The organism is Gordonia sp. 852002-10350_SCH5691597 (assembly GCF_001665715.1).
GTDB classification, from domain to species: Bacteria; Actinomycetota; Actinomycetes; order Mycobacteriales; family Mycobacteriaceae; genus Gordonia; species Gordonia sputi.
In genome coordinates, this window is sequence record NZ_LZMO01000045.1 from 34,438 (window position 1) to 45,433 (window position 10,996).

Below are 10,996 nucleotides of genomic sequence, written 5' to 3' on the forward strand. Positions count from 1 at the left end.
ACGTGGGCAACACACGGCCCGGAGCCGAGAGCGACCGCACGCGGTGGGGAAGCGGACTGCGACAACTGACGGCCGCCGAATGGCATGTCATCCGAGGTCGCGATCCCGACCTCGACGCCGTCGAGATTTCGGAGTTCTCCGGTCCGCTTCTCGCCGGTGGACTGGTCATCGCGATCGTCGGGGTCCTGCCGCTCGTCGGAACACGTCTGTCGGATAGCGCCGACAGCCTGTTCGGACCACTGATCGGTTCCTTCGCGCTGGCGGCCGTGTGCACCACGACGGTTGCGTGGCTGCTGAGCGCGCTGATCTCCGGACTCGTCGTGCTGATCGTCTACGACGTCGGTCCGAAGGTGGCGAGCGCGGCGACCGAGGGTGCGATGCGCGGCTCATTCGCCCGGATCGAGGGCGCGGCCAGCTCTGTCACGCTCGTCGCACTGATCTCGGGGCTGATCTCGTTGGCAATCGGATTGCCGAGCATGGCGTCGAGCGACGACGAATCGTCCGTCATAGAGGAACTGCTCTCCGCCCAGGTCGCGTGTCTGCTCCTGGTGCTGATGTTGGGCTTCACCGTCGAGTCGATCAGGACGGCTGCGGAGATCCTGGGCTCCCAGGTCAGGGTTATCGGATGGCTCGGGTCGTTGGCGATCGTGCTGACCTCGTTCTATATCGCGTCGAGTGCCGGCCCGTTCGCGCCGGTCAAACTCACGCGCAACATCCTCGAGGCATGGTTGCCCGCAGAGGTCGACGGCGTGTCACGAGCGCAGGTGATCTCCGACGTCATGCCCAACAACAGCTACCTGTGGTCGATGCTGATCATCGCGCCGTTCGTGATCATCATGTGGTTCGCCACCGCATGGCGACTCGGCGCCATCCGCAATCTGCGGGCCGCCGTGCGCGTGGCGGCGGGCCAGGGCGAGACCGGGCAGGGATACGGGGACAGCGGCCAGGGGGACAGGGGGCCGGGCGAGATCGCTCTCGCGGCGGGTGCTCGGGACGCAGACGGCCAGGAGGCGGGCGGTCGGGACGCCGACGGCCAAGAGGCAGACGCCCGGGACACAGACGGCCAAGCGGCGGGCGGCAAGCAGCTAGACGTTCAGGAGGTCGAGGACACCGATCAGCGCGAGTAGCGCTGCGAGTGCTGCCGATCGTCGAGGTCGACATCGGTGAAGTCGATGTCCGACCTCGCGACCGAGCCGTCACCAGCGCGGCCACCGTCGATGCTCTGGCTGTCACCGACGCTGTGATCCTGAGTAGCGCTGCGGCCCGCGGCAATGCTCTGGCCCTGAGTAACGCTGCGGCCCTCGTCACCGCTGGGGTCCTTGTCGTCGAAGTCCGCGCCGTCGAAGTCCTCGTCGTCGAAGTCCTGGTCGTCGAAGTCATCGTCGTCGAAGTCGGCGGGCGCGAATCCGAAGGAGTCGATCTCATCGGACGCGGTCATATCTGAGCGCAGCTCGCCGCTCTCGAACTGGTCGCTTTCGAACTCGCCCTCGTCATACTCGTCGTCGAACTCATCGTCTTCACGTCCGCGACGCCACCCGCCCTTCATCGGGGGTGCCTCGCCGAAGTGGTCGGGATCTCCGGACCCATACCAGGCGACAAGCACCGCACCCACGACAGCTCCGACGAAACCAACCAGCGCAAGCCAACCGAGGCCCGGCTTGGCCTGATCGCCGAGGAACATGACGCCGATAAGGCTCGGACCTGCCGTTTCGCCGACCACGAGCACTGCGGTGACGCCATTGACAGCGCCGAGCTGCAGTGCGACGGTCTGCACGAAGAATCCGACGGCTCCCGCGACCGCGATGGTCCACGCTGCGGGATCGAGGAGCAGTCGGACGGGGTCGAAGGGGTGGATGCCGTCGAGGATGCGCACCGCGATGGCGATGACACCGAACAGCAGGCCTGCGGCAGCGCCGCCTGCGATAGCGCCGTGTCGGCCGAGTCGGTACACCGACAGCAGCGCCAGCACGCTCAGGACGATGGTGGCGAAGAACAACAGCCAGTGGAATGAGTAGCCCCCGGAATCGCCTGTCTGATGCGACGACGACATACCGAGAAGGCACAGCGAGAACACGACGAGCCAGATGGCGACCCAGTCGCGGGTGTGCAGCGCAATGTTGAGCATGATGGTGCCCAGCAGTGCGGTGATCACCAGGTTGGCCGAGACGATCGTCTGCGACAAGAACAGCGGCAGGTAGCGGGCCGCAACAGCGCCGCCGGCGAATCCAACAGTCACCAGGACCGTACCGAGGATGAACGCCGGGTCGACGAAGGTCGACGCCGTGGAGCGAAGTGTCGGCCCACCTGCGGCGTTGGTGGTCTCGATCCCCTCATCACGCTCGGTCTGCGCGGCACGACGAGCCCCGAGGGCGCGCAGCACCGTCGACATGCCGTAAGCCACCGCGGCGAGGCTCGCCGCGATGACGCCGATGAGGAACATGCGACCTACCTCTCGTCCTGTTCGCGATTCGTTATCCGGTCAGTCCACTCGCTTCGCGCCCCGTGGACGGGAGCTGAGGAGTCGTCTGGCACAGGCTCGTGCAATCGCTGGCGGTCGTGTAATCACAGCGGTTGTGGATCGCCAGTGGTCGTGCAGTAGAGACTCCCCCGATAACCACAACTCATCGGTTAACGGTCGGCAAGCGAGTTATTATTCCGCTCTCAGTATCCACTGAGGTACCGACAATCCCATCGGCGCCCGTCTCGAGGTCTATCGCCGCCGATCCGAGGACTGTCATGCCGCCCGCGTCGGAGGGTTGGGACAACTGACTAGACTCGCGATGTGGCGACATCCCCGAAGAAGCACGTCCTGATCACCTTCGGCCGCTCTTTCCTCACGCTGAACCTGGCGAGGCTGATGTCGGCGGCAGGTCATCGGGTGACCGTCGTCGACAGCATTCCGATCGGTGTCAGCCGCTTCTCCAACTCGGTCGACGCATTTCACAAGGTGCCCGCACCGAAGTTCGAGCCCCGCGACTACTGCCGCGAACTCGCTCGCATCGTCGTCGACGAGAAAGTCGACATGGTCATTCCCATCCACGAGGAAACCGACATCCTGTCGATGATGGTGGGACTGTTTCCCCCGGAGTGCGAAGTGTTCCTGTCCGACTTCGACACCGAGAACAAGCTGCACAACAAATACGACTTTCAGCGCGAGCTGGTCTCCCTGGGCATCCCGACACTGAAGTTCGCGGTCGTCGAGGGGCCCGACGACGCCGCAGCCCTCGACTTCGACGTTCCGTTCGCGTTCAAGCAGTGCTACTCGCGCGGGTCGCAGAAGGTACACAAGATCACTCCCGGACAGAATCTCGATTGGGTCGAATACGATTCGACGAATCCGTGGCTGGCCCAGGAGTGGATGGAAGGCAAGCGCTACTGCACCTACTCGGTCTGCCGCGATGGCAAGGTCAACGCGCACGCCACGTACCCCGTCAGCTACGCGATCGGCGGCAGCTCGTGTCTGTCGTTCACCTCCATCGAACACCAACCGATCCTCGACTGGATCACTGAATTCGTTGCGGCGCAGAGCTTTACCGGGCAGGCCGGGTTCGACTTCATCGAGGGTGCCGACGGCAGCATCTACTGCATCGAGTGCAACCCGCGGTCGACGAGCGGGATCATGATGTTCCGCCCCCACAACGACGTACCCGCGGCGTTCTTCGGCGACAACGACGACCTGATCGTTCCCGACTCCGACGTCGACCGCATGATCGGCCTCGGCATGCTGCTCTACGGCTGGACAAAGGCATCACGCCAGGGGCGGTCGATGCGCCAGTTCTGGAAGGACTTTCACTCCTACGAGGACGTCATCTTCGAGCGTGGAGACATGAAACCCGGAATCATGCTGCCGGTCGCCTACGCGTCGATCCTGCGTGACTGCCGCCGCTACCACGTCGGTCTTGCCGAGGGTTTCATGCACGACCACGAATGGGACGGCCACCCGATCTGAGCTACGCCGGGCCGCGAAAGCTCACACACTGCGCAGAAACTCACACCGCTTGAGCCGTCACACTGCGTCGGCGTCGACCTTGTCGCCCCCGACGTAGACCTCCGCGATCGCAGGTTCGCGCATTCCCATCAGGAGCGCGAAAAGTGTTTGGTCGCGCGCTCTTTGCGGGTCGTCGTCGCGAACTCCGTTGCGTAGCATCCGTTCCAGCGGCGGCCATTGCTGTGGGTCGATCACCAGGAAGTCGGCCTCCTTGCCGACGTCGAAGTTGCCGAAGCGTGATTCGGCGTCGAGGGCCCGTGCGCCTGCGAGGGTTCCGCTGAACAACATCTGCGCCGGATGCATTGCGACGCTTGCCTCGCCGGGCTCGGAGATGTGCACCTTGTAGGCGTCGCCTGCGACCTTCGAGATGAGCCATTCGTCGCCACCTCCGCAGTCGCTGCCCAGCGCGATGGTCACGCCCGCGTCGACGGTGCGGTTCCACGGCATGGTGCCCGAGCCGAGGAACAACTGCGACGTCGGGCAATGCGCGATCGACGTGCCGGTCTCTGCCATCCGGGCCAACTCTGCGTCGGTGCAGTGGACGCAGTGCGCCAGAATGGTGCGCCTGCCGAGCAGGCTCTCGCCGCCGACGGCCGAACCGGGGAGGAATTTGCCGTCGTAGGTGTCGAGGTAGCACTCCACGTCGAAGAGTTGCTTGACCAGGTCGACCTCGCCGGTGCCGGGCCGATTGTTCTCGTTGAGGTGCGTGTGGACGTAGACGCCGCGGTCGCGTACCTGCGCGTACAGCTCGCCGAGCGCCGCGAGGGTCTGCGTTGTCACCGACAGCGTGAAGCGCGGCACGATCGCGGTCAGTAGCCGAGCGGTGTCGGGGTCTCCGGTATCGGCCGCGTGCCACCGCTCGATCTCGGCGGTGGTCAGTGCAATCGCGTCTGACTCCGAGGTCATCAGTGGGGCGGCCGAATCCGGACCCTGGGTCTGGATACCGCGACCGCTGACGATGCGCAGCCCGGCGCGCCGGGTCGCCTCGAATAGTTCGTCCTGCGCCACGGGGAAGGCCGAACCGAACACCATCGCGGCCGTGGTGCCCGCGGCGATCCTGGCGCGGGTGAAGTCGCGCGCGATCGTGCGGGCGAACACGGGGTCGGCCAGCCGTGACTCCGCGGGAAAGATGCAGTTGTTCAGCCACTCCAGCAACTGGCCGCCGCCGTATGCGTTGAGCTCGTAGGTCTGCGGAAAGTGCACGTGGGCATCGACGAATCCCGGAAGCAGGAAGGCATCGCCATGGTCGACGACGACGTCCCCGGGCTGCGCGGACAGTTCGTCGAAGGGGCCGCAGAAGTCGATCAACCCGTCGGCGGTGATGACCAGCGCACCGTCGGGGATGTCGACGAGCGCAGAGTCGGCGTCGGAGACCGTCGGCGAGCCTGCGATGTGCATGATGCGTCCCCGATGGACACGACGTTGTGCTGCCGTGCCACGAATCGGTGCCGTGCCGGGATTCGCTGCGGTACCGGGAGTCGCTGTGGTACCGGGAGTCGCTGCCGTGCCGGGGCCTGTCACGTCGGGGGCATTCACGCGCACAACCCAACCACAGGTTCGACGGTTCGGCCTGTCGGGCCGTGCGTCATCGCGCCGGACCTGTCATCGCGCCGGACCTGTCATCGCGCCGGGCCTGTCATCGCGCCGGGCCTGTCATCGCGTCGGGCCTGTCATCGCGCTGGACCTGTCATCGCGCCGGACCTGTCATCGCGCTGGACCCGTCATCTCGTCAGGCCCGTCACCTAGTCAGGCCGGTCATGCTGTGCGGCCACGGCATCACTTCACGTCAAAGGCGGGACTCGTCCCGACGAACGACGACAGCGCGCCGCCGGCCCGCTTGACGTCGCCGAAGTACCGGATGCGGTGGCGCCCCGAAACTCCGGAGCCGGTCGTCCAACGGATGGTCACGCTCGACGCCGTCGAACTGCCGGCCGGCCGCTTCCAGGCGAGTTCGGTGCCCCAGGTGTTGTCGTCGGCGGCCGCGACCCAGCGACCCGCCTCGTACCGTTCGACGACGAAGTAGCCGTCCTTGGCCGCGCTGCTTCCCTGCCGCACCCTGTGCACCTTGTTGGAGGGGTGTGCGCCGCAGAACTCGACCGACACCGTCTCACCGGACCGGTATGAGGTCTTCGGTCCACGCACGACGTCGCCGAAGCGTCGACCACTGATGGGGGTATCGGCGGGTACCGGGGTCAGCAGATCGGGTTGAGGTCCGCGCTGGTCCGGCGGCTTCGGGCCGCGCGATGACGGCTTCCCGGCTGCCATCTCGCGTGCGAGCCTGTCGAATTCCTGCATGTATGCGCACAGGGTATACCGACCGAAGAGGGTCTCGCCGCCCTCGTACTGCTGGGAGAGGTACTCCTCGGGAGTGGTGACGTACTGGCTGTAGCCGTTCGAGTATCCCTGCAGCAGAACGTTTTCCAGTGGCAACGAGAATGCCGCCGCCACGATCCGACGCACGCGCAGCCCCGCGGTGATGGTGAACTCGGCGGGTGCTGCTGCGAGCACCAGATCGCCGATGCGGATCAGCTGGATCGGCAGAATCTGCTGAATCCACGGGTGAGGCGGCATGTAGCCGAGGGGGAACAACGGCAGCTTCGGTGCTTGGACCTGCTGAACCCATTCGGGCGGAGTGACTTTCGACGTCGCGCCGAGCGCTGCGGCGAAGGGCAGTACGGTGCCCTCCTTGAGGAAGGAGAGCTGGCTGCGCGTGTTGTCTTCGGTGCTCGTCGCCGCCGCTGCGGCACCCATGATGGCGGGGCTCGTACGTGCCGCGCGTCCATCAGGGGTGTAAGCGCCGTCGATCGCGATGTCGGAAAGGTTCAGAAAACGGTAGGCGTAGGACAGCCCGCCGGTCAGCGAGCGCGCCGCGGCGAATGCTCGTTCGCCGGCCTTGAACTGTCGCTGTCCGATGATCGTGCAGTTGGCGCGGTGATCCTCGGTCGGCCCGGACGGATGTAGTTTGCGCACAGCGAGATTCGGAGTCATGTCGCCTGCGTTGGTCTGCGGGAACGATGCGACGACGTCGGGGTTGCTCTGCTCGGCGAGGTACGACGCGTAGCCCTTGTTGTCGATCGAGATCAACGTATTGGCGTCGGTCAACGACGTGCCGTGTGTGGCGAACCAGGTGATCTCGCCGATGACGTTGCCGCCCTGACGAAGTCGCAGCGAAGTGACCTGCGGATCGATGTGCTCGGGGAAGTGTCGACGATCGGGAGTCGGATTGTTGACGAACGCCTGCAGCGATCGGTTGGCGCTGGCGTCGTGTAGCTCGGAATGCCCGAGTTCGAGTGTGCCCGGCGCGAGCGAGTGGTGGGCAGCCACGATTGCGTCGACGAGGCCAGCCACCTCAGCGCGGTAGGAGTTCTCCCGATGACCCAACGCTGCAAGCGTATACGCGTAGTCCCAGGCGGTTCCGCCGCACGTGTTGTGGTTGTGAGTGGCGTTGAGATTGACGTTGTCCTCGGTGTAGAGGTTGCCGAATCGTTGGCGCAGTTCGTCCATCACGCCTACGCGGTGGGACTCGAACAGGCAGGCCAGATCGGCGTTGACGAACACTATGCGCTTGCCCGACGCGGCGTCGGCGATGATGTAGGCGCGCGCCCACACGCGTTGCAGCAGACCGGTGGCGACCTGGCTGAGGTCGGAGTAGCCCATCATTCCCTGGCCTGCGATGGCGCCGGTGAGATCGCCCTTGCCCGCCCCCACGAGATAGCCCGACGACGGTGCGGCCGTTGCTGTTCCGGCTCCGAGTGAGCCTGTCACGGCGATCCCGACCACGCCTGCTCCGACAGCCGCCGCGGAGGCGCCGAGGAATCCGCGGCGGCTCACTTCGCTCGGTGCGGCGTCGTCGTGTGAAGTGTGGTGCGGCGTTCCGCGGGATGCGTTGGTGCTCATCTCGACCCCCTGGTGAAATGTGGACGTTCGACTGCATGGACGATGGATGCGTTGTGGATTAGTGGCTGTTGTCGATGAGTGGAGACGTGGATGCGTTGTGAATGAGTGCTAAGTGTTGTGAATGGGTGCGGAGTGGTGTGGGCGAATGGGAAATGCTGTTGGCCAATGGGAAATGCTGTGGGCCAACGGGTATGGCGGCGGCGCCGGGCGATCTATCGCACGCTGCGTACCAGCAGAACCGACACGCCGCCCAGGATTCCGAAAACTGCTGACGCGACGAACAATCCACTGAAACCGCCGGTTACCTCGACGATTGCGGCGCCGACCAGAGGTCCGAGCGCCTGCGGAACGGCCATCGCGATGTTCATGATTCCCAGGTCCTGACCGTTGTGCTCGGCGTCGGGGAGAACCTGTGTTGCCAGCGCCTGGTCGACACCGAGGAACGCGCCGAAACCAGCGCCGAGCAGTGCGGCCGCGACCATCGTCATGGGGAGGTCGGCGACGACTGCGATGCAGACAGCCGCGGCACCCTGCGACACGCCCGCGGCGAGGACGAACGGCTTTCGTCTCCCGACAATGTCGCTCAGCTTGCCTGACACCAGCGCACTGATGACGACGAACACCATGTAGACCGCTGTCACCAGCAGGATGTCGTTGTCGGCGTCGGTGGAGTGGATGCCGAACTTCAGAAAGAAGAAGAGCAGCGAAGTACCAAGGGCGTTACCAAGATTCACCAACACGCGGCCGAGTAGTGTCCACCCGAAATCGGGGTGCTCGCGTGGCGAGACCCACAGCTCGGATACGACGGCGCGCAGACTGATCCTGCCTTTGTCGTGACGCGGGATGGGTGGATCGTCGAGGTACATCACGAACGGTGCGACGCAGGCGATCAGTACGACCGCGAAAAGCGCGTACGACGGGAGGAAGCCGAGCCCGAACGCCGACACCAGCGCGATACCGATGATCACGCCGATCGCCTGCGGGGCCGACACCCAACTCGATACGACGCCGCGTTGGAAGACGGGAACCTGGTCGCTGATCAGAGCGGTCAGGGCCGCCGACACGGCGCTGAAGCCGGTCAGCGCCGCGCACCACCCGATGGTTATCGCAATGATGTTGTCGGAGAAGCCAAGTCCGATGAGCCCCGCTGCGAACAACGCGGTGCCGCCGATGATCCACGGTCGACGTCGTCCGTAGCGGCTCGTCGTGCGATCTGATAGGGAACCCGTGAGTGGGAATGCGACGAGCGCGAACACCGCGGAGATACCCGATACCACACCGAATGTGAGAACGCTTCGCTGCCAATTGCTTTCGTCGACGTTGGTGCCGATATCGAGCCAGTCGTTGATCTGGTTGGGAAGAGTGAGCTGGAATGGCGCGAGTTGCGCGAGCCAGATGCCGAGCCAGGAGAGTCCGAAGAGGCCGACCCACTTCGACGATACGCGTTGCCACGGGGTCGTCGGACTGTGGTGGGCGTCGTGATCGAGAGTCACCGTGCGTCGGTCTCCGGTGCTGTGGGTGCTTCCGGTGCTTCCGGTGCTGCATGTGTGTCCGGTTCCGACTGTGCTTCCGGTGCCGCCGCGGAGCCCGCTGTCGGTGCGGCGAGCGTGACGATCGCGGTGGCGAGTACGTCGATATTGCGGCGCGCAGCCTCGGTGTCGCGGTCGGTCAGCCACGACAGCGTCAGGCCGTCGATCGCGGAGGTCACCAGATGGGCGACCTGCGTCAGCGGTAGCTCCCACGTGATCGACATGCGGTCGGCCAGGTAGCTCAGTGCGTCGGCGACGGCGCTGCGGTATGTCTGCCACTGCTTGTTGACGGCTGCGCGATCGTGGCGGATCGCGTGTGTCGCCACCTCGAGGAGCGCGAGCTCACGCGCTGGGTCCTCTTCGAGCATGCGCAGGTAGCCGAGCATGGCTTCGCTGAGCACCTCGTGGAGGCTCGCGTCCTCGGCGACCATGTCGGCAGACAACACCGCGGTGAGGCGCTCCTGCTCGGTGATGTGCGTGATGACCTCGGTGATCAGCGCATCGCGGGAGGAGAAGATGTAGAAGAGCGCGCCCTGAGGCATCCCTGCCTCGCCGACGATCGCCCTGGTCGTCGCAGCGGCAAGCCCATCTCGTGCGATGACGCGGACTGCGGCATCGACCAGCGCTTGCCGCCGGTCCTCGAAAGTCATTCGACGCAACGAATCCCCCTGGTCATCTGTCGGTGCGAGTTGACCATACGATCAACTGTCGACAAATGTGCGGGATTCGCTCGAAATCCGCAACAGGAGCGCGGCGATTTAACCGCGCCGCAATCGGCGCCGCCGTCAGACGGGTTCGAGTTCGCCGACGGTGATCAGGCTGCCGTCGTGCAGCATGCGCACGATCTCGTCGGCGACGTCCTCGGGGTAGGTGTAGTCGTCGATGGGTCGCGGGTCTGCCGGCGGTGGAGTTGGGGATTTTGGTACCGCGACTGGCGGCGTCAGCTCGGCTCGCCATCGCTCGAGTTTCTCGTCGATGATCGCGTCGAGATCGTGAATGTTGTTGGTGCGCAGTGTGTTTTCTCTGTCCGGGAACGCCGGGTCGGGGTTGGATCGCCAACCGTATCTCCCGCGATCGGGGCCGTCGGGGATCTTCTCTGTGGTGAACTGCCCGGGGCCGTCGCCGACCGCGCGGTTGTGGGGTCCGCAGGCCGGTGCGAGCTCGTCGATGTCGGTGCGTCCGCCCTTTGCCCAATCCTGTTCGGCGTGATGGATTTCGGAGTGACTGAAGGGGCGGGGGCAGTCGGGCATGGAGCATCCGCCGTACTGCGCGAACAGCATGAACCGCTGCGACTCGTTTGCGAGGCGGTTGGCTGTGCCGAAGTAGAGAGGCGCGCCGGTGTGCTCGGAGAACACGGCCAGGTGCATGACCGATTGAGCGGCCAACCGGATCAAGTCGGGCATCGGGATGTCGGCGCCGGTAGTGGTCTGTCCGTAGCCCGCGTACTCACGGAGCTGCGTGTCGGAGATGCGTACGACGAGGTGTGGCGGAAGTCCGCGATGACTGGCGCCGAGCAGCCCGCCGTCGAGGACTGCCCTGAGAATTGCGGAGAGCGCGTCGTGGTTGCGCTGCGACTGGGTGC

8 protein-coding genes are annotated in these 10,996 nt (G+C 65.2%); 2 read left to right on the plus strand and 6 right to left on the minus strand.

Translation table 11 applies throughout. The annotated features are described in order from the left end of the window. The first annotated feature begins 2 nt into the window (after positions 1-2). Complete coding sequence (locus A5777_RS03455; RefSeq protein WP_231894926.1) at positions 3-1,127, plus strand: hypothetical protein; 1,125 nt, start codon at positions 3-5, stop codon at positions 1,125-1,127. On the opposite strand, the gene A5777_RS03460 is transcribed toward A5777_RS03455, so the two are convergent. Continuing rightward, positions 1,115-2,440 carry a hypothetical protein gene (locus A5777_RS03460; protein ID WP_064861634.1) on the minus strand — a complete coding sequence of 442 codons (1,326 nt, stop codon included), beginning with the start codon at positions 2,438-2,440 and terminating at the stop codon, positions 1,115-1,117. The genes A5777_RS03455 and A5777_RS03460 overlap by 13 nt on opposite strands. Before the next feature lie 342 nt (positions 2,441-2,782). Between A5777_RS03460 and A5777_RS03465 the strand changes: the two genes are divergently transcribed. Further along, complete coding sequence (locus A5777_RS03465; RefSeq protein ID WP_039854190.1) at positions 2,783-3,949, plus strand: carboxylate--amine ligase; 1,167 nt, start codon at positions 2,783-2,785, stop codon at positions 3,947-3,949. A 57-nt stretch (positions 3,950-4,006) separates the two neighbouring features. Here the strand turns inward: A5777_RS03465 and A5777_RS03470 are convergent, their stop codons facing one another. From A5777_RS03470 to A5777_RS03490, 5 genes are all read right to left on the minus strand, one after another. Beyond that, entirely contained in the window at positions 4,007-5,431 is a 1,425-nt protein-coding gene (locus tag A5777_RS03470) for a guanine deaminase (RefSeq protein ID WP_269446982.1), read from the minus strand. 333 nt (positions 5,432-5,764) lie between these two features. Then, positions 5,765-7,885: a neutral/alkaline ceramidase gene (locus A5777_RS03475; RefSeq protein WP_231894927.1), complete on the minus strand. Its 2,121-nt coding sequence runs from the start codon at positions 7,883-7,885 to the stop codon at positions 5,765-5,767. Between the two features lie 212 nt (positions 7,886-8,097). After that, positions 8,098-9,378 carry an MFS transporter gene (locus tag A5777_RS03480; protein WP_064861635.1) on the minus strand — a complete coding sequence of 427 codons (1,281 nt, stop codon included), beginning with the start codon at positions 9,376-9,378 and terminating at the stop codon, positions 8,098-8,100. Continuing rightward, the gene (locus A5777_RS03485; RefSeq protein WP_005201979.1) at positions 9,375-10,064 is read right to left on the minus strand and encodes a TetR/AcrR family transcriptional regulator; all 690 of its coding nucleotides are present in this window, start codon (positions 10,062-10,064) and stop codon (positions 9,375-9,377) included. Before A5777_RS03485 ends, A5777_RS03480 begins: the two co-directional genes overlap by 4 nt. 135 nt (positions 10,065-10,199) lie before the next feature. Continuing rightward, positions 10,200-10,996 (minus strand): DUF222 domain-containing protein (locus tag A5777_RS03490; RefSeq protein WP_156529270.1); only part of this gene is annotated, 797 nt, incomplete at its 5' end.